This is a genomic window from Aquirufa regiilacus (genome assembly GCF_032470275.1).
Lineage (GTDB): Bacteria > Bacteroidota > Bacteroidia > Cytophagales > Spirosomataceae > Aquirufa > Aquirufa regiilacus.
In genome coordinates this window covers 532,995-559,342 of record NZ_JAVNWW010000001.1, presented here as the reverse complement: position 1 = coordinate 559,342, position 26,348 = coordinate 532,995, and the positions used below count along the sequence as shown (strand labels likewise).

20 protein-coding genes are annotated in these 26,348 nt (G+C 42.6%); 12 read left to right on the top strand and 8 right to left on the bottom strand.

The window, feature by feature from the left end; translation table 11 throughout:
- Nucleotides 1-3: 3 nt before the first annotated feature.
- On the bottom strand, nucleotides 4-3,864 hold the full coding sequence (locus PQG45_RS02335) for a pyruvate carboxylase (protein WP_315576653.1): 3,861 nt from the start codon (nucleotides 3,862-3,864) through the stop codon (nucleotides 4-6).
- 198 nt (nucleotides 3,865-4,062) lie between these two features.
- On the opposite strand from PQG45_RS02335, the gene pdxA reads away from it, so the two are divergent.
- From pdxA to PQG45_RS02300, 7 genes are all read left to right on the top strand, one after another.
- Nucleotides 4,063-5,070: a 4-hydroxythreonine-4-phosphate dehydrogenase PdxA gene (pdxA, locus tag PQG45_RS02330; RefSeq protein WP_315576655.1), complete on the top strand. Its 1,008-nt coding sequence runs from the start codon at nucleotides 4,063-4,065 to the stop codon at nucleotides 5,068-5,070.
- 3 nt (nucleotides 5,071-5,073) lie between these two features.
- A complete protein-coding gene (locus PQG45_RS02325; protein WP_315576657.1) occupies nucleotides 5,074-5,982 on the top strand; it encodes an NAD(P)-dependent oxidoreductase in 909 nt (302 codons plus the stop codon).
- The gene (locus tag PQG45_RS02320; RefSeq protein WP_315576659.1) at nucleotides 5,979-8,411 is read left to right on the top strand and encodes an endonuclease MutS2; all 2,433 of its coding nucleotides are present in this window, start codon (nucleotides 5,979-5,981) and stop codon (nucleotides 8,409-8,411) included. Before PQG45_RS02325 ends, PQG45_RS02320 begins: the two co-directional genes overlap by 4 nt.
- Nucleotides 8,411-8,911 carry a tetratricopeptide repeat protein gene (locus PQG45_RS02315; RefSeq protein ID WP_315576660.1) on the top strand — a complete coding sequence of 167 codons (501 nt, stop codon included), beginning with the start codon at nucleotides 8,411-8,413 and terminating at the stop codon, nucleotides 8,909-8,911. Before PQG45_RS02320 ends, PQG45_RS02315 begins: the two co-directional genes overlap by 1 nt.
- Nucleotides 8,912-9,029: 118 nt before the next feature.
- Nucleotides 9,030-9,458 (top strand): FKBP-type peptidyl-prolyl cis-trans isomerase, encoded by a 429-nt coding sequence (locus PQG45_RS02310; protein ID WP_315576662.1) that lies wholly within the window; start codon nucleotides 9,030-9,032, stop codon nucleotides 9,456-9,458.
- 6 nt (nucleotides 9,459-9,464) lie between these two features.
- A complete protein-coding gene (locus PQG45_RS02305; RefSeq protein ID WP_315576664.1) occupies nucleotides 9,465-11,912 on the top strand; it encodes a YfhO family protein in 2,448 nt (815 codons plus the stop codon).
- Nucleotides 11,909-12,799 carry a YicC/YloC family endoribonuclease gene (locus tag PQG45_RS02300; protein WP_315576665.1) on the top strand — a complete coding sequence of 297 codons (891 nt, stop codon included), beginning with the start codon at nucleotides 11,909-11,911 and terminating at the stop codon, nucleotides 12,797-12,799. The genes PQG45_RS02305 and PQG45_RS02300 overlap by 4 nt, the downstream gene beginning before the upstream one ends.
- A gap of 319 nt (nucleotides 12,800-13,118) precedes the next feature.
- Here the strand turns inward: PQG45_RS02300 and PQG45_RS02295 are convergent, their stop codons facing one another.
- Genes PQG45_RS02295 through PQG45_RS02270 form a run of 6 tightly spaced genes read right to left on the bottom strand, consistent with a single transcriptional unit; the run spans nucleotide 13,119 to nucleotide 20,879 of the window.
- A complete protein-coding gene (locus PQG45_RS02295) occupies nucleotides 13,119-13,988 on the bottom strand; it encodes a DMT family transporter (RefSeq protein ID WP_315576667.1) in 870 nt (289 codons plus the stop codon).
- Nucleotide 13,989: 1 nt separating this feature from the next.
- The gene (gene hemH, locus PQG45_RS02290) at nucleotides 13,990-15,000 is read right to left on the bottom strand and encodes a ferrochelatase (protein ID WP_315576669.1); all 1,011 of its coding nucleotides are present in this window, start codon (nucleotides 14,998-15,000) and stop codon (nucleotides 13,990-13,992) included.
- Nucleotides 15,001-15,022: 22 nt separating this feature from the next.
- Entirely contained in the window at nucleotides 15,023-16,165 is a 1,143-nt protein-coding gene (locus tag PQG45_RS02285) for a DUF4249 domain-containing protein (protein WP_315576670.1), read from the bottom strand.
- A 2-nt stretch (nucleotides 16,166-16,167) separates the two neighbouring features.
- Nucleotides 16,168-18,570 carry a TonB-dependent receptor gene (locus tag PQG45_RS02280; RefSeq protein ID WP_315576672.1) on the bottom strand — a complete coding sequence of 801 codons (2,403 nt, stop codon included), beginning with the start codon at nucleotides 18,568-18,570 and terminating at the stop codon, nucleotides 16,168-16,170.
- Between the two features lie 54 nt (nucleotides 18,571-18,624).
- Nucleotides 18,625-19,713: a complex I subunit 1/NuoH family protein gene (locus tag PQG45_RS02275; RefSeq protein ID WP_315576674.1), complete on the bottom strand. Its 1,089-nt coding sequence runs from the start codon at nucleotides 19,711-19,713 to the stop codon at nucleotides 18,625-18,627.
- Nucleotides 19,713-20,879 (bottom strand): trans-sulfuration enzyme family protein, encoded by a 1,167-nt coding sequence (locus tag PQG45_RS02270; RefSeq protein WP_315576676.1) that lies wholly within the window; start codon nucleotides 20,877-20,879, stop codon nucleotides 19,713-19,715. The genes PQG45_RS02275 and PQG45_RS02270 overlap by 1 nt, the downstream gene beginning before the upstream one ends.
- Before the next feature lie 168 nt (nucleotides 20,880-21,047).
- Here PQG45_RS02270 and PQG45_RS02265 point away from each other — a divergent pair, with 168 nt between their 5' ends.
- From PQG45_RS02265 to PQG45_RS02245, 5 genes are all read left to right on the top strand, one after another.
- Entirely contained in the window at nucleotides 21,048-22,415 is a 1,368-nt protein-coding gene (locus PQG45_RS02265) for a 3-keto-disaccharide hydrolase (protein ID WP_315576677.1), read from the top strand.
- An 8-nt stretch (nucleotides 22,416-22,423) separates the two neighbouring features.
- Nucleotides 22,424-23,749 (top strand): Gfo/Idh/MocA family protein, encoded by a 1,326-nt coding sequence (locus tag PQG45_RS02260; RefSeq protein WP_315576679.1) that lies wholly within the window; start codon nucleotides 22,424-22,426, stop codon nucleotides 23,747-23,749.
- 367 nt (nucleotides 23,750-24,116) lie between these two features.
- Complete coding sequence (locus PQG45_RS02255; RefSeq protein WP_315576681.1) at nucleotides 24,117-24,887, top strand: PASTA domain-containing protein; 771 nt, start codon at nucleotides 24,117-24,119, stop codon at nucleotides 24,885-24,887.
- A gap of 2 nt (nucleotides 24,888-24,889) precedes the next feature.
- Nucleotides 24,890-25,189: a rhodanese-like domain-containing protein gene (locus PQG45_RS02250; RefSeq protein WP_315576683.1), complete on the top strand. Its 300-nt coding sequence runs from the start codon at nucleotides 24,890-24,892 to the stop codon at nucleotides 25,187-25,189.
- A gap of 1 nt (nucleotide 25,190) precedes the next feature.
- Nucleotides 25,191-25,472 (top strand): rhodanese-like domain-containing protein, encoded by a 282-nt coding sequence (locus tag PQG45_RS02245; RefSeq protein ID WP_315576685.1) that lies wholly within the window; start codon nucleotides 25,191-25,193, stop codon nucleotides 25,470-25,472.
- Here PQG45_RS02245 and miaA read toward each other — a convergent pair.
- Nucleotides 25,454-26,347, bottom strand: a complete 894-nt coding sequence (gene miaA / locus PQG45_RS02240; RefSeq protein ID WP_315576687.1) for a tRNA (adenosine(37)-N6)-dimethylallyltransferase MiaA — start codon at nucleotides 26,345-26,347, stop codon at nucleotides 25,454-25,456. The genes PQG45_RS02245 and miaA overlap by 19 nt on opposite strands.
- Between the last annotated feature and the right edge of the window lies 1 nt (nucleotide 26,348).

The window sequence follows — 26,348 nt, the reverse complement described above, 5'->3', positions numbered from 1 at the left end:
TAATTATCCTTTTAAATAATCGCCGGAAGCTATACGTGTTTTCTGATCTATCGGCTTATTGTACAAATACGCATAAGAAGTAATTTCCTTATCCTTTAATTTCACCGTTACATGCGCACGAATAAACAAGGATTTCTCAGAGCTTTCTGAATCAAATTCCTCGTATTCATCCAGGACATTCAACAACTTAATCGTATTCGAAAGCAAGTACAACTCCCCTACCACCTGATCTTTGGCATTATCTGAGGGAATAATTCCAGGATAATCTGCTACTTGATACATTTGGCCTTGATAAGTCGCCATGCCCACATAATCCGAATTACGCGCAATCAAACGATGTAAATCATTCCCGCAATCACGACGCAACGTTCCGTAAACGAATAAATATTCTTCGACATCGGGTTCAGGCAATTTGGCTTCTTCCAACGTCAACACCAAATCCTCTTGCTCCACGACCGTTCCTTCATTCAAGACCACATTACCAATAATCCCTTCAAACGGTGCCGACACAATCGATTCCATCTTCATCGCCTCAATCACGTACAATGGCGCATTTTTCTTCACTTCCTCACCCGGTTTCACCAAGATACGGCTCAAGCGACCTTGTAAAGGCGCACCGATATCTCCTTTGGCTTTCGCCTTTGCATGCTGTGCACGCTCAACCTTGATGTTTTTATCCAAGATTTTCAAACGACGCGCCTGACCGTTCAATTCGAAGGTAATATTACGTAAACCCGATTCATCAGGATCCGACATATATAGATACTTCACGATAATCGTCTTACCCGGTTCAATGGTAATCATGATCTCCTCATCCTGCTTTAAGCCATAGAAAAAGGCAGGTGTAGGCATCGCAGACAAATCCCCGTACAAGGCTTGATTCTTGTAAAAATCCTCGTAAACCTTGGGATACATTTTATATGACAAGTAATCTAAGAATCCGCCTTCATTATCTGGAAATTTCGCAACAAATGCGGCAAAATCCTTGTCAAAATCGATTGGAGCTAAATTGTCATTCGGTCTTCCCTCATATGCGGTTTCTCCTTTCAAGATGATCTCTTGCAATTGTTTTGGGAAACCTTGATACGGCTGACCCAATCCTCCTTTGAAGAAATCCTTCACGGATTCAGGGAAAGATAAGGTAGAACCTTTGGCGTATACATCTTCTGCTGATAAGCTATTCGCCGTCATGAAAATGGCCATATCCCCTACTACTTTCGAAGAAGGAGTCACTTTAACAATATCACCAAACAACTTATTCGCTTCCGAATAATTGTCTTTTAATAATTCAAACTTATCACCTACACCCAAGGCAATCGCTTGGCCACGAAGGTTCGTATACTGCCCTCCCGGAATTTCATTGTTATAAACCTCCGCAGTACCTGCTTTCAACTCCGACTCAAATGGAAAATACATGGTACGAACCGCTTCCCAATAATTGGAGTAGTCATTCATCGCATCCAAATCCAAACCACTATCCGCCGGATGGCCTTGCATCATGGCTACTAAAGAGTTCAAGTTCGGTTGGGAAGTTAAGCCCGACATCGCCGCCAAAGCTCCATCAACCACATCAACGCCTGCCTCGATTGCTTTCAAATAAGTCGCCGATTGAACCGAAGCTGTATCGTGAGTATGTAAATGAATCGGTATCGCTACCGCCTTCTTCAATTCCGTCACTAATTTTTCTGCTTGGAATGGACGTAACAAACCTGCCATATCTTTAATACAAAGGATATGAGCGCCTGCATCTTCCAATTGGCGGGCCATGTCCAAGTAATACTGCATGTTGTACTTCTCATTCGTAAACACATCGCCCGTGTAACAAATAGCAGCTTCCGCAATACCTGGCGTACGCTCACGAACGGCTTTGATCGACACCTTCATCGCATCTATCCAGTTCAAGGAGTCGAAAATACGGAAGACATCGATGCCAGATTCCGAAGATTTCTCAACGAACTTCTCAATCAAATTATCAGGATACGCCGAATAGCCCACGGCATTGGAACCACGGAACAACATCTGCAAAAGCATGTTTGGCATCGCCTCTCTAAACTCTTCTAAACGCCTCCATGGGGATTCATGCAAGAATCGCATCGCCACATCAAAAGTTGCTCCGCCCCAAACCTCCATCGAGAATAAATTCGGGAAGGTTTTCGCGAAACCGGAGGCTACTGCCAACATATCTTGTGTACGAACACGGGTCGCTAAGAGCGATTGGTGTCCATCACGGAAAGTCGTATCGGTAAATAAGACTTGCTTCGAATCGCGTATGTGTTTCGCGAAGCGCTCCGGCCCTAATTCCGTCAATAATTGTTTGTGTCCACGTGGGAATTCGGCCAACTCATCTACAGAAGGAATAATCGGCATGCGGAATGGTGCTGAAGGCTTCACCTTCACATCGGGATTACCATTCACAATCACCTCCCCTAAATAGCGCAAAGCTTTTGTAGAACGGTCACGTGTAGGCTTAATGTTAAATAATTCCGGATGATTCGCGATGAAAGGAACCGTACAGTTACCCTCTTGGAATACAGGATGGGTAATTACGTTTCGCAAGAAAGGAATATTGGTTTTTACCCCGCGAATACGGAATTCAGATAATGCACGGTTCAACCGCTCAGATGCCCCACGAAGGGTTCGGCCTTTGGCAGAAACCTTCACCAACATCGAATCGAAATATGGCGAAATCTTCACACCAGGATAAGAGGAACCCTCATCTAAACGAATTCCAAAACCTGCTGCATTCCGATACGCAATAATAGTACCAAAATCGGGCTTAAATCCATTCGATGGATCTTCTGTCGTAATCCGACACTGAATGGCAAAACCTTTTAGCGGAATATCCTCCTGGTTCTGAATGAATATACCGGGATCCGACAATTTATAATTTTGCGCAACCAAGATTTGGGTACGCACGATATCGATACCTGTTACCTCTTCGGTAATGGTGTGTTCCACTTGAATACGTGGATTCACCTCAATGAAGTAGATGTTTTCGTCCTTGTCAACCAAGAACTCAACCGTACCCGCATTGTAATAATTTACCGCCTTACCGATTGATAATGCGTATGCATATAATTTTTGCTTCGTTTCTTCCTTTAAACCAAAAGAAGGAGCCACTTCGACAACTTTTTGAAAACGGCGCTGAACGGAACAATCACGTTCGTACAAATGAACCAAATTACCATGTTGGTCACCTAGTAACTGCACTTCGATATGCTTCGGATCATCGATGAATTTCTCGATGAATAACGTATCATCACCAAAGGCATTTTTGGCCTCATTTTTCGCTTCCGAATGTGCTTTTTCCAATTCGTCTTCTGTACGAACCACACGCATTCCGCGACCTCCACCCCCGGCAGCGGCTTTCACCATCACGGGGAAGGTGATACGGCGAGCTTCCGATAGTGCATTTTCATACACCGACATATCTCCTTTGGAATCCTGGATCATCGGTACATTTGCTTTCAAGGCAGCAACTTTGGCAGCTACTTTGTCGCCCAACGCATTCATCGCTTCAGGAGAAGGACCTACAAAAACGATGCCTTCTTCTCTACAGCGACGTGCTAAAACCACGTTTTCCGATAAGAACCCGTACCCGGGATGAATGGCATCGATCTTCTTTGCCTTACACAAGGTGATAAGGCCTTCAATATCCAAATAAGGTTTTAGGGGCTCGTTGTCTTTTCCGATTTGGTAAGCCTCATCTGCTTTGTAACGGTGAAGTGAATAGCGATCCTCAAAGGTGTAAACCGCAACAGTCCTGATTCCCAGTTCAGAAGCGGCACGCATGATACGGATGGCAATTTCACCGCGGTTTGCGATGAGAAGACTCGAGATTTTCTTAACGTATGATTTTGGCATGCTAATAAATTTAGTGCATTGTAACAAAAATGATAAAATAATTGGGATTTAAGTGCGATGACTGCGATTTTATTTGGCAAAACTTGAAAATTTACAATTTTTATTGGCTTCGTTACTAAAATAAACGCGACTGAAAAAATATCTACTTCCTTGATGTGAAATTTCTTAACTTGCAAGCCCAAATTTCACCCATTTTATATGAGCGCAACGAAACCTTTTATTGGCATTACCTTAGGCGACTACAATGGCATCGGTCCTGAAGTTATTTTGAAAGCCTTGGGCAGTCAGCGTATCTTAAAATGGTGTACGCCGGTGATTTACGGGTCCCAACAAGTCATTCAATTCTATCGAAAACAATTGGATTTACAGGATTGGTCAATCGATAGCATCACTTCCATGGAAGAAGCTACGGAAGGGCACACATCCTTAATAACTTGCTGGGAAGATGCTAACACAGTCGTAGAACCTGGTAAAGTAACACCAGAAGCTGGGAAAGCAGCATTTGCATGCTTAGACCGTGCGGCTCAAGATTTGGATAAAGGATTACTTTCGGCCCTCGTGACAGCACCTATCAATAAACATAATATTCAGTCGGAGGACTTCAAATTCCCCGGCCATACCGAATACTTAACCGAACGTTTCGAGGCAAAAAACGCCTTGATGATGATGGTGAGTGATGGTTTCCGGATGGGCGTAGCTACGGGTCACTTACCCTTGCAAGATGTCAGCAAAGCATTAACCAAGGAATTAATCAAAAGCAAAATCGATGTCTTCTTGCAAAGTTTACAAGAAGATTTTGCCATTGAAAAGCCTAAATTGGCCGTTTTAGGACTTAATCCGCATGCAGGTGAATCGGGACTATTAGGACAAGAAGAACTTGAAATTATTCAACCCGTCATTGAAGAATACCGCAAGAAAGGCGTATTGGTTTTCGGGCCCTACCCTGCTGATGGATTCTTCGGAAAAGCACAATTCAAGGAATTTGATGGGGTGTTGGGCATGTATCATGACCAAGGATTAATTCCCTTCAAATACATCGCCTTTGAGACAGGCGTAAATTTTACAGCGGGTATACCGATCATCCGTACTTCACCCGACCATGGGACAGCCTATGATATTGCAGGTAAAAACGAAGCTGATCCAAGCTCATTTTTACATGCATTCTTCTTAGCCATTGATTTGGTCAAAAATCGTATGCACGTTTAGTCTATGGCAAAAAAGGTCTTGATCATTGATGAAGTTCATCCATCCCTCGCTGCGGACTTACGGTCCTTGGGTTTTGAGGTGGACGATCAGCCCCATATACATCCCCAAGACGTACAATTAAAAGGCTATCAAGGATTAGTGCTACGTTCCAAAATGAAGCTTGGCCTTGACGAATTAGCTAATTCAGATTTAGAATTTATTGCGCGCGCAGGAGCAGGATTGGATTTGATTGATGTGGATTATTGCGAGGCAAATCAGATACAAGTATTCAGTGCCAATGAAGGCAATCGCGATGCGGTGGCCGAACATGTGATAGGCCAATTAATCACACTGGCACGTAAAATCAATACCGCGGATTCAGAAGTTCGACAAGGAATCTGGAACCGCGAAGGAAATCGGGGTTGGGAATTACAAGGCAAAACCTTGGGAATCATCGGTTTTGGCAACATGGGACAAAGCCTAGCTAAGAAACTTCAAGGTTTCGACATGCGAATCATGGCCTATGATAAATATGCCCCAGCGACACATGACTTAGCGGATATATTTGAACATGCCGATATTCTAAGTTTGCACATACCCTTAACTGAAGAAACCAAAGAAATGATCAATCAAGCATTCCTGGAGCAATTCCAGAAGCCGATTGTCTTGATTAATAGTTCTCGTGGGGCTGTTTGTTCGTTGGAAGCCATCGCCAATGGTCTATCAACCGGCAAACTACGTGGACTAGCGCTAGATGTATTACCCAATGAAAAGTTGGCCACGTGGTCTACAGCAGAAAAAGCCCTTTTTGAGCAAATTGCAGCACACCCCACGACCCTATTCAGCCCGCACGTTGCTGGTTGGACCACAGAAAGTTATTGGAAAATCAACGATACCCTCATCGACAAAATTAAAGCCCATTATCAGCTATGAATTATCCGGAAAACATTGCTGAAAAACTCGGGTTCCACCAGATCAAGGAACACATTCAAGCGGCTTGTTTGAGCCCGATGGGTTCGGAATATGCGGCCAAAATGAAATTCTCCACGCGTTTTCCCGTTGTCAAACAATGGGTAGAACAAGTGAATGAGATGAAACAAATCATGGCGGAGCATGGAGGTGAGTGGCCCCAACAAGATTATTTTGATTTACGACCGTGGTTTGCTCCCTTGACCTTAGATGGGCATTATTTAGCTCCCGAGGAATGGCGCGATTGGCATCGTGGCTTGGACATTCTGTATCAGGTCATTCGTTTTTTCGCAAGCATTGATGGAGAGAAATATCCTGAAATAGCCAAGATCACGCAAAATTACCTGAATAAAGAGGAAGAGCAGGGATCTAATTTCCGACAAATCATTCCGATCATTCAAGAGTTAGATCGCGTGTTTGACATGAATGGTCAAATCAAGGAAACGGCATCAGCGGCCTTAGGTGACTTAAGACGGAAACGTTTTGCCGAAGAACAAAACCTACGGAAGAAATTAGATTCTTATATCCAACAAGCCTATAAGGAAGGTTGGGTCAGTAAAGATTTCTCATTGACCTTGCGTAATGGTCGGATGGTAATCCCCTTAGCGGCGGAGCATAAGCGTAAAATCAAGGGATTTGTCCAAGACGAATCCGATACAGGCAAAACAGTTTACTTAGAACCGGCAGATGCATTGGTATTAAACAATGAAATCAAGTCATTGGAATCCGCAGAGCGTCGGGAGATCATTCAAATCCTTTCGCGTTTATCTGACCGTGTTCGCCCCATGGTTCCCATGCTTTCAGCATGGTATCAGTGGATAGGAATTATTGACTTTGTTCGTGCCAAAGCCGTTTGGGCGATTGAGCACGATGCCATTTTACCCCATTTGAAATCGAGTCCTTGGGTCGACTGGAAAGGCGCAAGACATCCTATTTTGGAAGAATCCTTAGCAAAAATAGGCAAGAAAATTAAAGCCTTGGACATCACCTTAGATGACCAAAAACGCATCATGGTCGTTTCAGGACCGAATGCAGGAGGTAAATCGGTCACCTTAAGTACGATCGGTCTATTGCAGTATTTATTCCAAGCGGGTTGTTTGGTACCCTTGACAGAGGGATCAACCATGGGCTTTTTCGACCAAATCTTTTTGGATATGGGGGATGAGCAAAACTTGGAAAATGAATTGAGTACCTACTCTTCGCACTTGAGTAATATGCGATATTTCCTAGCCCATGCGCAGGAGAAAACGCTTTTGTTGGTGGATGAATTTGGTACCGGAACGGAACCTTCTTTGGGTGGAGCCATCGCGGAATCGATCTTGGAGAAACTGGCCGACAAGGGTGCTTATGGCGCAATCAACACGCACTTTGGCAACCTGAAAAGTTTAGCGGATCGCAAGCAGGGATTATTCAATGCGGCGATGCGCTATGATACGACACACTTGGAACCCCAGTTCATTTTGGACATGGGTAAACCAGGGAGTTCCTTTGCCTTTGAGATTGCTCAAAAAATAGGATTGCCGAATCAAATCATCGAAAATGCCCGTAAAAAGCTAGGCAAAAGCCAAGTAGATTTCGACAAATTGTTGATGGAAACGGAGACGGAAAAGCAGATTTGGGAAGCAAAAAACACGAGTTTGTCGGTTCAATTAGCTCAAGCAGAAAGCATCAAAGAGCAATATGCGAGCTTAAAGAATCATTTAGAAGTAGAGCAGAAACGCTTGTTAAATCAGGCGAAATCGGAGGCCAAGCAATTGGTCAAAGATGCCAATCAGAAAATTGAACAGACCATTCGAGAAATTAAGGAGAAATCCGCTGAGAAAGAGGTGACTAAGGAAATCCGAAAAGGCCTCAATGAATTCTCAGAGAAGAAATTAAAAGTTCAAGCTCCTGCTGCACCTGAAAAAGTGCAAAAAGCGACGATTAACGGCCCCATTGCTGTTGGCTCTTGGGTCGCGATTAAACAAGCGGACGGCGAAGGCGCTGTAGGTGAGGTCTTGGAAATGAAAGGCAAGGACGCCGTTGTTGCGCTGGGTGGCATTCGCAGTACCATCAAATTAAACCGATTGGAACAAGTCAAAGCCCCCAAAGCGGAAAAATCGACCCGAGCGGCCATGCGCGGAATCGATATGAATGATCGGATGGCTCATTTCGGTTTAACACTTGATGTGCGCGGAAAGCGTGGAGAAGAAGTCTATGTGATTTTAGATCAATACATGAATGATGCCTTACTATTAGGCGTTCCCGAAGTACGCATTTTACATGGCAAAGGCGATGGCATTTTGCGCAATTTGGTCAAAGAACAATTAAAGCGCTATCGTGAGGTTAAGTTGGTTCAAGATGAACATGCCGACCGTGGAGGTGCTGGAATATCCATTGTAACATTTAAGTAATGAGATACCTATTCATTTTAGCTTGCTTCTTATTGAGTGGTTGTATGATCGACTACAATTTGGGCTTAACGAAAATCAAAGAGGGCAAATTTCAAGAGGCAACAGATTTGTTATCCTTAGCCCATGCTAAATACCCGAAGCACCCACAAATTCTTTTCTCGAGAGGAATTAGTCGGGGATTTTTGGAAAACTACACGGGAGCGGTGGCTGATATAACGCGGGCGATACGCCTAGAGGATGATCATGCCGACTACTATTTTTACCGAGCCTATTTTAAATCCAAAATGGGTAATGAAAAGGGAGCGATTTCGGATTACTCAAAATCCATCGCGATCTATCCTTATTATCCGGAGGCTTACTTTAACCGTGGGGTTAAGTTGATGAGTACCGGAAATGTGACCGACGCCTGTTACGATTTTCAGTATGCGGCAGATTTGGGTGATACGCTTTCTTTGGGCTATTTAAATATTTATTGCCGCAGCTTAAAGCGACCGGAATAGGCTATGAAAAAGCAAAAAAAATCCTGAACTTTGAAGGATAGGCTTTTGAGCTTAGAAAAAGAAATCAATTTATTTACTGCCTGGGTGCCATTTTGTACGCGGGATTAATTTTAACAACATGTCTATTGCAAAAACGGGCGATAAAGTAGCCGTACATTACACAGGAAAACACGATGATGGAGCAATCTTCGATTCTTCGGTTGGCCGTACTCCCTTAGAATTCCAATTAGGTTCAGGAATGGTTATCAAAGGTTTCGATGATGGCGTAACGGGAATGACAATTGGTGAGAAAAAAACCGTTGTAATCCCTGCGGCTGAGGCTTATGGCGAGCATTCTCCAGAAAATACGGTAACGATTGAACGTGCACAAATCCCACCACATATTGAATTGGAATTAGGTGCTTCCTTGAGCATGCACCAAGATGGTGGTCATGTGGTAGAGGTTGTAATTACAGACTTGACAGAAACACATGTGACTTTGGATGCCAATCATCCTTTGGCAGGCCGTGATTTAACATTTGAATTGGAATTAGTAAGTATTCAATAAAGAATTATGAAAATTGATTTGCGCTCCTTTGTCCCCCATGGACTCGTTATTATCGGGTTTATTGTAATAAGCTTTCTGTATTGTGGCCCTGTGTTGCAAGGAAAGGTATTAATCCAACACGATATTATGCAGGCCCAGGCGGCGGCACAGGAGAGCATTCAATTTAAAAAAGCAACCGGGACGGATGCTTGGTGGACCAACTCGATGTTCGGGGGGATGCCCACCTATCAGATTTCCGGCTCATATCCATATAGCATTTCCAGCTATTTGGGCAGTTTTATTACCAATTTATTCCCAACACCCGTGAATCTGATCATGCTCCAATTATTGGGGATGTATTTATTTCTGTGGGCGATGGGAGCTTCTCCCCTGTTGGGATTCGCGGGAGCCGTATTTTACGCCTTTGCAACCTATAATTTGGTTATTATTCCGGCAGGACATACTTCCAAAGTGTTGGCTTTAGCCTATGCGCCCATGGTGCTTGCGGGTATTCGCATGTGCTGGGGAACGCGCAAATGGTTAGGAGCTGCAGTATTTGCCTTGGCGATGGCCTTGGAATTATATGCCAATCACGTTCAAATTACCTATTATTTATTCTTCATTATTGGGGCTTATAAGCTGTACATGTTGATTCAGTCGTACCGAAATAAGACCTTAATCGATTGGTACACCCGAGGATTATTGTTGGGCCTCGGATTAATTCTTGCCATCGGAACCCACGGCATGCGTCTTTGGAATAACTATGATTATGCCAAAGAGACAACCCGTGGAAAGTCTGAATTAGCCGCAAATGCCAAACGTGGAGATGGATTAGACAGTGGCTATGCCTTTGATTGGTCGTATGGAATATCTGAAACGGGAACTTTATTAATCCCTAATTTCAAGGGAGGAGCATCCCAAGGAGATTTAGGAGGCACAAAATCTGCCACCTATAAAACGATGGTGGATGCAGGGTTTCCGGAGGACCAAGTTTTGGGATTTGTAGAAAAGGCGCCAACCTATTGGGGTGAACAATCGTTTACAGCCGGTCCAGCTTATGCAGGAGCCTTGGTGATTTTCTTGTTTTTATTCGCGGCATTTTATGTAAAATCTAGCGAAAAGTGGTGGATATTAGGAATTACGGTATTGTTTTTAACGATGGCATGGGGAAAGAATTTCCCATTGAACTATGTGTGGTTTGATTACATTCCGATGTTCAATAAATTCCGAGCTATCACAATGGTATTATCTTTTGTACAATTTGGCATGGTGAGCTTGGCTTTGATGGGATTGATTCAATTAGCGAAACACAAACCGACATTAGCTGAAATTAAGAAACCGCTACTTTATGCGGTCGGGTTAAGTGGCGGCTTATGTTTGCTATTTGGGATATTACCGGATTTATTTTATGACTTTAAAGGTGCACAAGATGGCGCAGCGATCATTCAAGATCCTACATTGAATGCAGCGATTTGGAATAGCATCCGTTTGGATCGGATTGATTTGTTTCAGGCAGATGCGTTTAGAAGCTTGGTCATTATTCTATTAGGAGCCGCATTCGTATATAGCGCGAGTCTTTCGAAAGTAAAGAAATCGGTATGGGTGATTGGAATCGTATTGCTAGGAATATTTGATTTGACTCCAGTTGCCAAACGCTATTTTGGTAAGGATGCATTTGTTTCGAAGAGTACGTTGGAAGAGCAGATTCAACCCAGCGCTGTCGACCAACAAATCTTAGCTGATCATGGAACATTCCGCGTGTTAAACTCGACGGTTTCCTTTATGAATGACGCGACGACGAGTTATTATCACCAATCCTTAGGGGGTTATCATGCGGCTAAATTGCGTCGTTACCAGGAATTGATTGAGAAATATTTTGCAGGTAATCCAGGCCAAATGAATGTATTGAACATGTTGAATACCAAATACATCATTGTTGCGGACTCAGCGGGCCAACCAGCTGTTCAAACCAACCCAGCCGCCTTAGGAAACGCTTGGTTTGTTCAATCGATTCAATGGGCTAAGAATGCAGATGAGGCATTGAATGGCATTGAAAAGATTAATCCGGCATCCGAGGCAATTATAGAGGAGCAAGATCGTGCGGTCATTGGAGCATTGCGATTGGATTCAACAGCGGTGTCAAGCATTCAATTGCAAACCTATGAACCGAATCATTTGACCTATACGGCAAATTCTGACAAAGGAGGTTTAGCGGTATTCTCGGAAATTTATTACCGAGGAAATAAGGATTGGAAGGCTTATGTAGATGGCAAATCAGTGCAACATGCCCGAGCGAATTATGTCCTACGGAGTTTAGTTGTGCCAGCGGGCAAGCATACCATTGAATTTAAATTTGAGCCCTATTCGGTTGAAATGGGCAAAAATGTTGATGGATTCGCGTCCATTGGCTTACTCGTATTTATCGCTTTGGCTATTGGCCTTACGATTAAAAAACAAACAAAAACAGACGCATGATCTATTCAATGACCGGTTTTGGGAAATCCCAAAAAGAGGCGCAAGAGTTACAAATACGTGTTGAGGTAAAAACCTTGAATTCGAAGTTTACCGATATTTTTTGTCGGCTGCCCAAATCGATATCCGCACGTGAAATCGAAATTCGCAATTTCTTGACGCAACAATTAGAGCGTGGTAAGATTGAATTGAGCGTACAAATCCAAAAGAATCATGACGGTGCTGATGCAAGCATTTTACCACAGGGTCAGATTGCTTTGTATTATGCAGAACTAAAGCGTGTAGCTACTGAATTGGGCGTATCCAATTTAGATGAGGGGGCTTTGTATTTGCAGGCATTGAATGTCCCATCAAGTATTTCTCAAGACACCAAAGAAGAATCCGACGAGGAAATCGAAGCCTTATGGCAGGTGATTTACGAGGCGATTCAGGAGGCCGTTGCTGAGTGTAAAGAATTCCGTGCGCGGGAAGGAAAAATTGTAGAAGATAAATTCAGAGAATACATTGCTTCGATAGCTTCTGGCTTACATCAAGTAACAGAACAAGATTTAATTCGTATGCCCGGTATTCGTGAACGGATGAAAAAGTCTTTGTTGGAGCTCGGCTTAAACGAAGATTTCGACAAAAACCGTTTCGAGCAAGAGGTCGTTTACTACATCGAAAAGTTCGACATCTCCGAAGAAAAAGTGCGTTTAAATACGCATCTAGGTTACTTCATTGATATCCTAGCGGAAGGAAATGGCAAGAAATTAAACTTCATGGCGCAGGAGATTGGTCGGGAAATTAATACGATTGGTTCCAAAGCGAATGACTCGCAAATTCAACGCCTTGTGGTGAACATGAAGGATGAGTTGGAGAAGATTAAGGAGCAGACGGCGAATGTGCTTTAAGTGAGGTAAGAGGTAAGAGGTTTTTTCTTTGGCAAACCTTTCAGGATTGCCAAAGTTTGAGGCGTTTTTCACGCCGATTCCTAAAGACAGAAATCTCAGATTGTTTTAGACGTTAGACGATATTTTTTCTTTGGCAAACCTTTCAGGATTGCCAAAGTTTGAGGCGTTTTTCACGCCGATTCCTAAAGACAGAAATCTCAGATTGTTTTAGACATTGGACGTTGGATGATTTTGTAGCGAATAAATAAACATACGTCTGAAGCCAAGAGATGATTTATAACCTCAGACTTTAGTCTGAGGATTAAATGCATAATGCTCTCTACAATCCGTTTAACAACGCTATCCCCACACATCCCAATCCCAACCCAATCCATTGCCTTTGGCTTAAGCGCTCCTTAAAAAAGACATAGGCTGCAATGGTGCTGAGTAAAATAACGCTCAAATTATACATCGTTAAAACGACTGCCGCATTGTTTTGGTAGGCATCTAGGGCCTTCAGCAAGAAATAAAATGAGAAGAAGTTTGGTAGCCCCAAGGGGATTGACGCTAAAACAGAATTACGATTCCAATTTAAGGTACCATTCACCGACTTCCATACAAGAACGAGCGCAGATCCAGCCATCGAGCCGATTAATAACATCATGATGAAAGGAAGTGTACCACCAACCTGAGCCGTCAAGGTACTATTTAGATAACTAAAAAGTGTATTCGTTAGTCCGTAAGCCACAAATACGGCTAACAACAATGAAACAACGGGTTTAACGCCAGCTGTCGAACTTACCTTTGGGCTACAGAAATAAATAGCGCCAAATGAGAACGCTAATCCAGCAGCAATTGACCAAGTGATTTCACCGCCTGTTTTGAGGATAAATAAGTTGATGAGTACCGGAATTACCAAAGAGATATTATTGGCCAATGAAGTAGGTGCCATCCCATTCTTCTGCGTCGAAAATCCAGATAGCAAAAAGGTAATGACAAAACCAATGCCCATCGCGATCATCAACGCCGTATCCGTAGATGCAGGCCAATGTAAAGGTAACGCCGAGGGCTGATGTAGATAGGCCGTTAGAAAGCAAACGGGGTAATTCAATAAAATGGCGATGCGCGTATCCACTTGAAAGCGCGCATGTGCTCTGAAGTTCACTAGTAATAAAACGGAGAAAACAACAGAAAGAATTAAATACAACATCTTATGATTTTTTAACGAGGTCTTCTAAAATACCTACCCATTCCGGGGAATTGTTCAAGCTTTCCACCAACTGCCAATGCTCTCCACCCGCTTCTTCAAACAATTCTTTGTACTCCTCTCCTACCTCAATCGTTGTTTCCAAACAATCGGCAACAAAAGCAGGCGAGAATGCCAAAATTTTCTTCTTTCCTTCAGCTACTAATTTCTTGATGGTTTCATCCGTATAGGGCTGTAACCAAGGATCACGACCTAAGCGGCTTTGAAATGCCGTACCAAATGTACCCGGCTTCAAGCCCATCTCCGCCGCAATTCGACGCGTTGTTTCGTGGCATTGCGCCCGATAACATCCGTGATTTTTCTCTGTGATACTTTCGCAACAAGTTCCGAAAACACAAGTGTTTTTCGAATAATCTCCCTTACGAATATGGCGTTCAGGAACTCCATGGTAAGAGAATAAATAATAATCGAAATCGACGTCCTTTTGGTAATTTGCCGCTTTACTTGCGAAATACTTAGCAAAAGCAGGATGATCATAAAAATAACTAACCAAAGAAAGATCCGGCATCACTTGCCAATCTTTCATCAATTCCATTACGCGCTCATATACAGAACCCGTCGTTGCTGAAGCATATTGAGGAAAGAAAGGAATGACAATAAGTTTCTTTAAGCCTTTTGACTGCATGTCGGCTAAGGCCGACTTCATATCTGGCGATTGATAACGCATCGCTAGGCGCACATAATATGCGTCCCCTAATTGAGCTTGTAAATCACGCGCAACGTCCTCTCCGTAATACTTAAGCGGGGACCCACGCTCATCCCACAATTCTTGATAAATTTTGGCTGATTTCGGCGCACGAAAAGGTGCGATAATTCCATTTACTAGAATCGTACGAAAGATGTAAGGAAAATCGATTACCCGACCATCCATTAAAAATTCACGTAAATATTTACGTACAGCAGGGGTTTTCGGATTATCCGGCGTACCCAAATTCACTAATAGAACTCCAATCATAGCACAAATTTGGCCTAATTAATTAGAACACCCAACCTTCTGGCGTAATTTTTGTCCGTAATGGTCCTTCTACACAAGGAGCTAAATCTTGACAACCGACAGATCCCGGAGGACACGCATAAGTTACGCCAGGTACTGGGAAGGTTATTGGCACATAACCCGTAGGAATATCCTTTCTACGGTCGATATTAAATATCTTTTTACGTACCGAAAACACATTAAAGATACCTAACACTTTTTCATTCGGTTTTGTTACCGATTTTATGTTAATGCTAAAACGCGTTTCCGCCGGCACGTCAAACAATGACCCTGTCGATTGTTGAGAAGAAATCAACGACTGATAGAAATTGTAAACACTTTTTGTAATGGAACGTTGCTCCAATCTGAAATAATACAAACCATATCCATCAAAGGGTAAGCGGGCAACTTGTCGGCCCACTACACGCTGACCGTTTGTTAAAACATCCGAAAACACATTCAAATCGTTATTGGTCGAGATATCCCAGCAATTCCCATTGCAACGGTAGTTCAAAATGTTATTATTAGGAAAACGCGGCATGACGCAATCAAGGGTTTTAACAAAGTCGAAACGACCACCATCTGTACAGGTTGCACAGAACTCAGTTTTTTCGAAATGCTTCCAATTCCACATGAAATAATCGCCTTGTGTAGGTGAATCCTTAAAGTCCAAATAGACCGTAAAACCTGCACGACGAGGATCTACCATCGCATATTGATCTAAGGCTTCAAAGCGAACAATGGAATTTTCGATTTCAGGTACAGCCCGCATGGTTTCAACCGAACTTTCATATTGTTCTCCCGTCAAAGTCTTCACAAATAACTTGTAACTAGCGCCTACTTTTCCACGAAATTCAGCTGGTGGCAAGTAGGTACCAAAAGGTTTAATCACTTCTGAAAAATATGTTTTAACTCCCTTGTCATCCATCACATACACCTCGGCTTTCGTGATAGGCTGTGCCAATACAGATAAAATTCGATTAGCAGAATTGGTCAACCGAACTTTACATAATTCCGGATCATCGGAAATGTCCGCTTCAATGGTCACATAAGAAGTCGCGTCCTTCTGAACAAAGTTTTCAATGGGTTGAACACATGAAAACAGGGAAAGAACAAAAAGATATAGGAAAATTTTAGGAAATGGCATTCTTATAAAAATTTAAAATTGTAGGTCATCGAAATAAATGGAGAAGCAAAAACGCTTAACTCATACGCTTTTAAGCCATTCTTAGTTGACTTAAAGAAAACAGAATAAGGATTTTGTCTACCGTATAAATTATACACAGTAAATACCCAGCTTCCTTCCCAGCGCTTATGCTTCATAGATGGATTATTAATCGTCCATGAAAAATCTAATCGATGGTAATCTCTTACGCGATCATTATTACGCTCCGCGAAAACGGCATACTTTTTACCGCCGATTTCATAACTACCCGATGGAGAAGAAAATGGCCGACCTGTATTGTAAGCAAATGTAAATGAGAAACTGTGGTGCGTAGATGGCTGAATATTCCACATCACATTAAACGAATGGGGTTTGTCATAATTTGTTGCAAACCAATTCCCATTGTTGATGGATTGAATCTCTGGAAAATCGCCAACCATTTGATTGAATGCGCGCGCATAAGTATACGAAATCCAGCCTGAGTTCTCCCCTTTCTTCTTCTGCAACATCAACTCAAAACCATAAGCTTTCGATTTACCCGTGATTAATTGGGTCTCGATGTTAGGATTTAACTGTAAGTTAGCCCCTGAAACAAAATCCAAGGTATTTCGAACGTTGCGGTAATACGATTCCAATGAAACTTCAAATACGTTATCATTGAACGTTTTGAAAAATCCTAAGGATGCAAAATCACTTTGTTGAGGTTTTATGAAGGAATCGGCGGTCTTCCAACGGGACGTTGGCAAAGGCGTCGTATTGTTTGTTAACAATTGGAAAAACTGCTGCTGGCGATTATAGCCTAATTTCATTGTAGTATTTTCTGCCAACGAATATTTCATGGTTAAACGAGGCTCGAAACCACCAAAAGAGGCCATCACTTCCCCATCTGCATATTCCTTTTTATTAACAACCGTGTTAATGGATGGCATAAGACCCGGTGCATATTCATTCACCGTTCCTGCGCCGATGCGCCAGTATTTAGTGTAACGAATCCCCAATTGAATCGTCAGCTTTTCATTCATTTTCCATTCATCATCCAGGTAAAGAGCTGCTTCGATCGATTTTTCCTTTGGCAAAATCACCGATGAAACACGCGAAACGACGCCATCATTTAAGACGCCTGGATTAATATCATAGCCCGTTACGGAAGTACCGAAATTAAACTTATGGTTTTCAACAGGTTGGTAATCAAAACTCAAGGATGCATTTCGATATAAAATCGAACTATTCAGGTTGATGGTATTAACCGAATCTGGCGCATAGGTTTTTGTCGAATAATTAGACATCGCACCTGCTACCAGCATACTTAACTTAGGAGAAAAATAATGATTCCAATGAAAAGAAGCATTTTTATGGCCATAATCAAAGGATGTTTGCTTCGCTATGACATTTTCAATGCTAAATAGGGAATCCACACGATAGTAATCATGACTTAAATAAGCGGATAATGAAATCGTATTTTTTTGATTGGGTCTAAAATAAATTTTAGTCGCAATGTCGGAGAAATTCGCACGAATATTCTTCAAATCCACGGGTGCAAAGGCCTTGAATAAATAGTCATTGGCAGATAGTCGGCCTGCAACTAAAACACTCAATTTCTCTTTCACAACAGGTATTTCTGCCATGATCCGATTGGAAACCAAACCAATCCCACCTTGCATTTTAAACTTGTCGGTATTCGGTTCAATCATTTTAATATCCAACACCGAAGCCGTTCTTCCTCCAAAACGAGAAGGGATACCGCCTTTATATAATTCTAAATCACGAATTGCATCGGATGCGAAAACAGAAAACAAACCGAACATGTGCGTCGGGTTGAAAATGGGCGTATCATCGATGTAAATCAAATTCTGATCAACATTCGATCCCCGAATATTTAAGCCATTCGCGCCCTCTCCTACTGATGAAACGCCAGGAAGCGATTGCAAACTACGAATTACATCTACCTCACCCATCATGGTAGGAAGCTTCTTGATTCCTTTTAAACTTAGAACGGTTACCCCTAGGGATGGCGTTTGAATATCACGTTTGTTCGAAGATGCTGAAACAATTACTTCTTCCAATTGCTTCGTGACATCATTCAATTCCACATTGATCTCCAAATTGCTCTGCATGTAAACCTTTGTCCGATAAGGATTGTATCCCACCGAGCTCACTTTGAGTACATACTCACCATAAGGCAAGGAAATTTTATATTGTCCAGCTGCATCGGTTGTCGCACCTGACTTTTTGAAATCGACCGAAATCGTAGCTCCTACAATAGCTTCGCCGGATTGAGCATCAATGACTTTTCCACTCAGGACAGGCAAAAGGTGCTCCTGTGCGTAGAGATTCGTAGAAAATAAGATTGCAAGGCAGAGCCAAAATCGAGTAATTGTTTTAAACATGAAAAGAGATTATAATTTGCAAAGGGTAATGATACACAAATTCTCAGACTTATCTCACCCGAGTAGCGACCAAAGAGCTGATATTGCGACGAATAGCAAAGCGAAAGGAATGAGTACTTTCCAGCAGAGATACATAAATTGATCCACACGAAGGCGAGGTAATGTCCACCGAACCCACATTTGAATGGCGATAAGCACATAGGTTTTCAACATGATCCAAGCAAATCCGCATAGTGTAGCTGTGATCGTACCCGGAGTCCCGTTGGTCCAATCAGCCAAGCGCAGCGAACCGATATTAGGGAAAGGTGAATACCAAGCTCCCCAAAACAAAATAACACCCACAACACTCACGAGGAGCATCATGCCATATTCCGACAAAAATAGTAGTGCCCAGCGCATGCCCGCATATTCCGTATGAAAGCCGCCAACTAATTCCGATTCAGCTTCTGGAATATCAAAAGGCGCCCGATTAGCCTCTGCTAGTGAGGCAATGAAATACAAAATGAATAGGATAAAAAACAAGGGCATCCGAACTACATTCCATGCCAAAACCCCACCAATGGATTGAACCTCTATACCCAAGGCCTTCAAACCAAACAAATATTGTACTTCAGAAGAAAAAATGCCTTGTTGGCCCGCAATTTCCTGCAAATTCAAACTCCCTGAAATAATCACCACACACAAAATCGTTAAACCTAATGGAATCTCAAAAGAGACCAATTGGGCTGCTGAACGAATAGCCCCTAATAAGGCATATTTATTATTGGAGGACCAGCCAGCAAGCAAAATACCCAAGGTATCCAAGGATACAATGCCCATCAAGAGCATGATTCCCATCTCGGTTTGCGACCCTTGTAACCAGGTTCCCGAACTTAATGGCACCACCGAAAATGCCCCAAAAATTGATAAGAAGATAATCCAAGGTGCCAACAAAAAGAGCCGTTTTTGTGCCAAATTAGGCACAATATCTTCTTTTTGAATGAGCTTAAGTAAATCAGCAAAGACTTGTAAAAGCCCCCATTTACCCACTTCCATAGGCCCCAAACGGTCTTGCATAAATGCAGACAGCTTGCGCTCGACATACACACCGATGATGACGTTGACCGTCAACAAAACCAGACATATGAGGAGCGCGATGAACATTATTGAATCGCGTTTAACGCTTGTATGAAATCGGCCTTCAGATCGTCGATCGATTCAAGGCCCACGGCAACGCGAACAAGTCCATCGGTAATACCTAAGGCTACTTTTTCCTCGGCAGCGATTTTGGCATGGGTCGTAGAGGCCGGATGCGTAATAATCGTTCTTGAATCTCCGAGGTTCGGTGATATCGATGCGATTTTCAAAGCCTTGCTAAAAGCGACTACTTTTTCAAACCCCCCTTTGATGTCTAAGGTTAATATTCCACCACCATATTTCATTTGGCGTTTAGCCAAGTCATACTGCGGATGTGATTTCAAAAACGGGTATTTTACTCGGACCAAAGATGCGTGTCCATCCAACGCCTCAGCCAAAGCCTGCGCATTTTCGGAATGTTTCTGCATCCGTAGATCTAATAATTCTAGACTTTTGGATAAAATCCAAGCGTTAAAAGGCGATAAAGACGGTCCTGTATGACGTGCGAAGAAACGAATCTCATCCATATAGACTTTCTTGCCACAGATTACACCGCCTAACACACGACCTTGTCCGTCAATGTATTTGGTTGCCGAGTGAATCACTAAATCAGCCCCTAAATCCAAAGGTGTTTGTAAGATGGGCGTAGCAAAGCAATTATCAACGGCTAAAACGATATCACGCCCTTTTTTCAAGTCGGCCAGTGCCTTTAAATCAATCAATTCCAATCCTGGATTCGAAGGAGATTCACAGAATAAAAACTTCGTATTCGGTTGTATAGCCGCTTCCCAAGCTTTTAAATCAGCACCTGGAACAAACGTACATTCGATACCCCATTTGGCCGTAATCTTCGTTAAGATTTGGATACATGATCCAAATAAAGCGTTTGAAGCAACAATGTGATCGCCGGCTTTCAACAAACCTGCCATCGACGCAAAAATGGCAGCCATGCCTGTTGAGAATGCTAAACCGTCCTCGGCATTTTCCAACATCACCATTTTCTCTACGAATTCATCCACGTTGGGATTCATGTAGCGAGAATAGATATTTCCCGACTTCTCTTCAGCGAATATGGCGCGTCCTTCTTCAGCATCATCGAATGTAAAACTCGATGTTAAATAAAGCGGCACAGAATGTTCGCGGTTGTGAGAACGTTCGGCTTGAATACGAATGGCTTTTGTTTGTTTTTGCATCAGGCTATAAAATTAATCTACAAAAGTAATAGAATAGTGGGAAAACGGACCTATTCGACATTCAGTATTTTTTTAACCGATAGAGGCCGACAAACAAACTGAATAATTTCAAGGCAAATGAGTAAATTTCGGAGTTGAGCTTCCTTTAAGAGACAATAAATTAGAACTATGAAAAAACAATTACTACTAGCCTTGAGCGCTGCGCTCTTGTGCTTTTCATTTGAATCAAATGCCCAAAAATGGACGAATCTCTTTGATGGTAAGACATTTAAAGGATTCAAACAATTAGGCGGTAAAGCAATTTACGAGGTGAAGGATGGCGTGATGGTTGGGACGACAGTTCCTGGCACGGGCAATTCTTTCATGGCAACTGAAGAAGAATACGGCGATTTTATCTTGGAAGTCGATTTGAAAGTGGACAATAAAATGAATTCGGGTATTCAATTCCGTAGTTTATCGATCCCAAGCTATAATAACGGAGTCGTTCATGGCTACCAAGCGGAAATTGATCCATCAACACGCGGCTGGTCGGGCGGTATCTACGACGAATCTCGTCGGGGCTGGTTATCTCAAAATGAATTAAAACCGGAAGCTAAAAAAGCATTCAAATTAGGTGATGTATGGAACCACTACCGCATTGAGGCGATTGGCCATACGATTCGCACCTGGATTAATGACGTACCTGTGACGTATTTGGTCGATGATATGACAGCCAAAGGATTCATTGCCTTTCAAGTACATGCGATCTACGGCGAAATGAAACCAGGCATGCAAGTGATGTGGAAAAACATCCGCATTCAAACAGGCAAAGACATGCAACCACGTCCCTTAGATGGTAAAACGGTGGTTGAAAATTACATGTTGAACAACTTATCCGAGCAAGAAAAAGCGGAAGGTTTTAAATTATTATTCAACGGAAAGGACTTAACAGGTTTCCGTTCGGCATTCAAGACAACGGCACCGCCAACGGTTTGGACGGTAGAAGATGGAACTTTGCATGTCAATTCATCAGGCGGAAAAGAGTCAGGCAATGGTGGTGATATCTTAACGAATGAACAATTTGGTGCGTTCGAATTAACATTTGATTTCAAATTAACGGAGGGCGCGAATTCAGGAGTGAAATATTTTGTGAATGAGACCTATGATTCGGGCATGTCGGCAATTGGTTTAGAATACCAAGTATTGGATGATGCGAAACATCCGGATGCCAAATTAGGGACAGTAGGAAATCGTACCTTGGCGAGTTTATATGACATTATTCCTTCGAATAAATTAGATCCACGTTTCCAACGGAAAATTGGCGAATGGAATCAAGGACGTATCATTGTATATCCAAACAACATTGTTCAACACTGGTTGAACGGCTTCAAAGTGATCGAATACGAGCGAAAAAGCAATATTTTCAAGGTACTTGTTGCGCATAGCAAACATGCTAAATGGAATGGATTTGGTATGCAAGACAAAGGACCCATTTTATTTCAAGAACACGGAGATTCTGTGTTTTACAAAAACATCAAAATCAGAGAAATTAACTAAACCTTACCATGGAAAGAAGATCATTCATACAAAAAGGAGCTTTGGCGACGCTGGGAACACTTGCGTTTAGTGCCAAATCATACAGTAAGATTATTGGGGCAAACGACCGTGTTCGTGTAGCCTGTGTTGGCTTTTCAGACCGTCACCGCGCATCCCATGTGCCTCCGTTCAAGGCTTTGGCGAAAGGCATGAACTTTGAAATGGTCGCGCTATCGGATCTTTGGAATCGTCGTCGCGATGAAGGAAAAGCATTTTTAGAAAAAGAATTAGGTGGTACAATTCAAACTTATCGTAATAATGAGGAATTATACTCGGCCAAAGGCATTGATGCCGTATTCATTTCCACAGCGGATTTCCAACATGCCTTGCATACGATTGAAGCGGTAAAAGCAGGTTGTGATACCTACACAGAAAAGCCATTGGCTGAAACCATGGAAGATAACCGCGCGGTATTGAAAGCGGTGAAGGAATCAGGCAAAATCGTTCAAATCGGATCGCAACGCCGTTCGGGAGAGAACTATTGGGCGGCAGAAGAATTTATCAAATCGGGTAAATTTGGTGATATCAAAATGGTGGAATTGATGTGGAATGTAAACCAACCAGGTCGTTGGAGACGTCCAGAGTTGACAAGCATCTTGAAAGAATCCGATATCGACTGGAAGCGTTTCTTGATGAACCGTCCTGCGGATACATTTGACCCACGCAAATACTTAGAGTACCGCTTATTTTGGCCATATTCATCCGGTATTCCAGGTCAATGGATGTCGCACCAAATCGATACCGTTCACTGGTTTACAGGCTTAAAGCATCCCAACTCGGTCGTTGCCAACGGCGGTATCTACCAATGGAATGACGGTCGGAAAAATGCAGACACCCTAACAGTCGTTTTCGACTACGGTCAAGGAAATAAAGGATTCCAAGTTCAGTTTACATCACGCTTCTCGAATGGAGCTGGAGGTACCAAAGAAATTTACTACTCAAACGGGGGTGAATTAAACTTGGATACCAATATGATTTCACCAAACGGTGGTCTACAAGCACGCGAGGCAAAAGCGATGGGTATGCAGGCCAACTTACTTCCTACCATGAAAATTGAAGGAGCGAAAGTTGAGTCAGATGCCAATACTGGAAATGATCCATTAACCTTCAACCACGTGAAAAACTGGATGGAATGTGTACGTTCACGCAAGACTCCTAATGCACCGATTGAAGCTGGTTACCAACACTCTATCGCGACCATTATGTCGAATGCAGCTTATCGCACGGGCCAACGCGTTACGTTTGATGAGAAGACGCAAGAGGTGATGGCGGGAGATAAAATTTTTAAGTATTAGTCGCTAGTCGTCAGTCACTAGTCGCTAGTCCGGAGTCCGGAGGAATTAAGTCCGAAGTGAATTGTACCAGTGTGTGAAAGCAACTGAATACTTTTTGCTTCGGATTTTTTTTGGACTTTGGACTTTAGACGTTAGACATTGGATGCTGGCTTGTAGAGAAGCGATACTTCGCGTCTAATTGATATTGGACAGATTAAATTTTATAGGTAAGAATTAAGCGTGAAGAGTTAAGAATGATGTTCAACGGTGGACATTTGAAATTACACCATGCACCTCTTAACTCTTACCTCTTACCTCTTAACTCATTCTTTCCATTTGCCTTGCGTTATTGTTTTAACTATCTTGCAACAAATACGTATTTCCACATATGGCTCAAATACCCACGCAATCTAAGAAAGACTTAATCACGCACATCGCGATTTTAATCTCGTTGTTTCTTGTGTTATTTTTTGGCTTTTTCTTCGTGTATTTACCTTGGAGTACGCACCATGGCGAAACGATTCAGGTGCCTAATTTAAAAGGTATGACTGTGGATAAAATGGAAGAGGCGATTGATGCAAATGATTTATCTTACGAAGTAGCAGATTGTACCTATACGGCTGATAAACCTCCTTTGACAGTCTTGTCACAATATCCTTTGCCAAATGCTTTGGTCAAATCGGGACGTAAAATTTACATTACAATTAATTCAGAGACACCACCAACGATCAAGTTACCAACCTTGGTAGGCTTATCGGTTCGCAGTGCAGAACAACAACTTTATATCGCGGGATTACGCAAGGGAATTGTGCATGAAGTAAACGATCCGCGTGTGAAGGAAGTCATTGAAGTACAAGCCTTTGGCAAAAAAATCGAAGCAGGAGCTAGTATTCCAAAAGGCACCATGGTCGATTTATACATTGGAAATGGTACGGCGGATGTCGACATGGAGATTCCTGATTTTGTGGGTAAACCGATGGACGAAGTAACCATTGTTTTGGCAGGCATGAATTTAAAAGTAGGTAAAATCACCTATGAAGCAAACGATGCATTTCCCGCAGGAACTGTCTTTAAACAGAGCTGTGCGACATGTGAAGGAACAAGTGTTAAACCTGGCGACCTGATCGACCTTTGGGTTGTGGGTGGCGAAGATCAATAATCATGGATATTACAATTGAAGAACTAAAAGAACGTTTGGACAAAGGGGAAGCCCTAAATTTAATCGACGTACGTGAAGAATATGAATTCGATGAATTCAATATTGGCGCGAAATTGATTCCATTGGGCGAATTACCCGATCGTTTAGATGAGATCGAAGCGTTAAAAGACCAAGAAATCTTAATTCATTGCCGCTCAGGTGCACGCTCAGGTCGTGCGAAGGAATACCTCGAAAGCGAGGGTTACACGAATGTACGCAATGTATTAGGTGGTATGCTCGCGTGGCAAGCCGCTGGTTATTAAGATGCAATCCATTTCCGCGAACGATTTCAAGGAAAACTTCTCCGCTCTTTCCCTGTTGGACATCCGAACGCCCAGAGAACGAGCGGATTTTGATTTAGGGGGTATTCACATACCCTTGGACGATTTGTTGGCTCGAATAAACGAACTAAATCCAACTGTGTTGTACACAGTGATTTGCTACAACGGAACACAAAGCCAAATTGCTTGTCGGCTCCTTACTTCCAAAGGCTATCAAGCCCAAAATGTCACAGGGGGATTGGAAGCCTATTTAAGCTTGCCCTGAATGTAATCCAATGCTTTATCGGGATGTACAAATTCAAAATCATCCTGGTGGCGGAACCAAGTCATTTGCTTTTTGGCATAATGTCTAGAATTGCGTTTTAATAACCTGATCATTTCAGTCTCGTCGTATTCGCCACGAAAAAAGCCATATACTTCTTTATACCCTAAGGTTTTTAAGGCATAGCGGTCTTGAAAAGCTTCAAAATCTTTGGCTTCCTGAACTAATCCGGCCTTCAACATCATGTCCATGCGGGCATCGATTCGTTGGTATAATTCCTCGCGAGGCCGATCCAAACATATTTTAATCATCTCAAAGGGACGCTCTGCTTTTTGTTGGTTGCGGAATGACGTGTACGATTTACCCGTCGACAAACATACCTCCAAGGCCCGAATGACCCGTTGGGGATTTTGAGCATCCACCTTTGCCGCATATTCGGGATCTAAGCACTGTAATTGAGCGAAGCAGGATTCCAAACCATCTGATTCCAAATCTTTCATTAATCGTTCGCGCAAAGCTAAATCGACATCTGGCATATCGTCCAATCCTTCCATCAAGGCCTTCAGGTATAAACCCGAACCACCTGTTAAAATGACGACATCATGCGTTTGAAATAAATCAGCTAAGATATTAAGCGCATCGCGTTCAAAATCCCCAGGGGAAAAATAATCGTGAATGGAATGTGAATCGATGAAATGATGTGGGACACCACCCTGCTCCTCAACACTAGGTTTAGCTGTGCCAATACTTAATTCTTGGTAAAATTGCCGGGAATCGGCGGAGATGATTTCGGTATGAAAGCTTTTGGCCATTTCGACACATAAAGCTGTTTTGCCAACAGCCGTAGGACCCGCAATGACCAAAAGTGTTTTTTTCATC

Bases quoted from the DNA above. Each gene is read 5' to 3' on its own strand.
- PQG45_RS02275 (WP_315576674.1), bottom strand. From the start codon at position 19,713: ATGTTCATCGCGCTCCTCATATGTCTGGTTTTGTTGACGGTCAACGTC.
- PQG45_RS02280 (WP_315576672.1), bottom strand. From the start codon at position 18,570: ATGTTTAAAACAATTACTCGATTTTGGCTCTGCCTTGCAATCTTATTT.
- PQG45_RS02250 (WP_315576683.1), top strand. From the start codon at position 24,890: ATGGATATTACAATTGAAGAACTAAAAGAACGTTTGGACAAAGGGGAA.
- PQG45_RS02320 (WP_315576659.1), top strand. From the start codon at position 5,979: ATGAATTATCCGGAAAACATTGCTGAAAAACTCGGGTTCCACCAGATC.
- hemH (WP_315576669.1), bottom strand. From the start codon at position 15,000: ATGATTGGAGTTCTATTAGTGAATTTGGGTACGCCGGATAATCCGAAA.
- pdxA (WP_315576655.1), top strand. From the start codon at position 4,063: ATGAGCGCAACGAAACCTTTTATTGGCATTACCTTAGGCGACTACAAT.
- PQG45_RS02305 (WP_315576664.1), top strand. From the start codon at position 9,465: ATGAAAATTGATTTGCGCTCCTTTGTCCCCCATGGACTCGTTATTATC.
- PQG45_RS02260 (WP_315576679.1), top strand. From the start codon at position 22,424: ATGGAAAGAAGATCATTCATACAAAAAGGAGCTTTGGCGACGCTGGGA.
- PQG45_RS02300 (WP_315576665.1), top strand. From the start codon at position 11,909: ATGATCTATTCAATGACCGGTTTTGGGAAATCCCAAAAAGAGGCGCAA.
- PQG45_RS02270 (WP_315576676.1), bottom strand. From the start codon at position 20,879: ATGCAAAAACAAACAAAAGCCATTCGTATTCAAGCCGAACGTTCTCAC.
- miaA (WP_315576687.1), bottom strand. From the start codon at position 26,347: ATGAAAAAAACACTTTTGGTCATTGCGGGTCCTACGGCTGTTGGCAAA.
- PQG45_RS02295 (WP_315576667.1), bottom strand. From the start codon at position 13,988: ATGTTGTATTTAATTCTTTCTGTTGTTTTCTCCGTTTTATTACTAGTG.
- PQG45_RS02310 (WP_315576662.1), top strand. From the start codon at position 9,030: ATGTCTATTGCAAAAACGGGCGATAAAGTAGCCGTACATTACACAGGA.
- PQG45_RS02265 (WP_315576677.1), top strand. From the start codon at position 21,048: ATGAAAAAACAATTACTACTAGCCTTGAGCGCTGCGCTCTTGTGCTTT.
- PQG45_RS02335 (WP_315576653.1), bottom strand. From the start codon at position 3,864: ATGCCAAAATCATACGTTAAGAAAATCTCGAGTCTTCTCATCGCAAAC.
- PQG45_RS02255 (WP_315576681.1), top strand. From the start codon at position 24,117: ATGGCTCAAATACCCACGCAATCTAAGAAAGACTTAATCACGCACATC.
- PQG45_RS02285 (WP_315576670.1), bottom strand. From the start codon at position 16,165: ATGCCATTTCCTAAAATTTTCCTATATCTTTTTGTTCTTTCCCTGTTT.
- PQG45_RS02315 (WP_315576660.1), top strand. From the start codon at position 8,411: ATGAGATACCTATTCATTTTAGCTTGCTTCTTATTGAGTGGTTGTATG.
- PQG45_RS02245 (WP_315576685.1), top strand. From the start codon at position 25,191: ATGCAATCCATTTCCGCGAACGATTTCAAGGAAAACTTCTCCGCTCTT.
- PQG45_RS02325 (WP_315576657.1), top strand. From the start codon at position 5,074: ATGGCAAAAAAGGTCTTGATCATTGATGAAGTTCATCCATCCCTCGCT.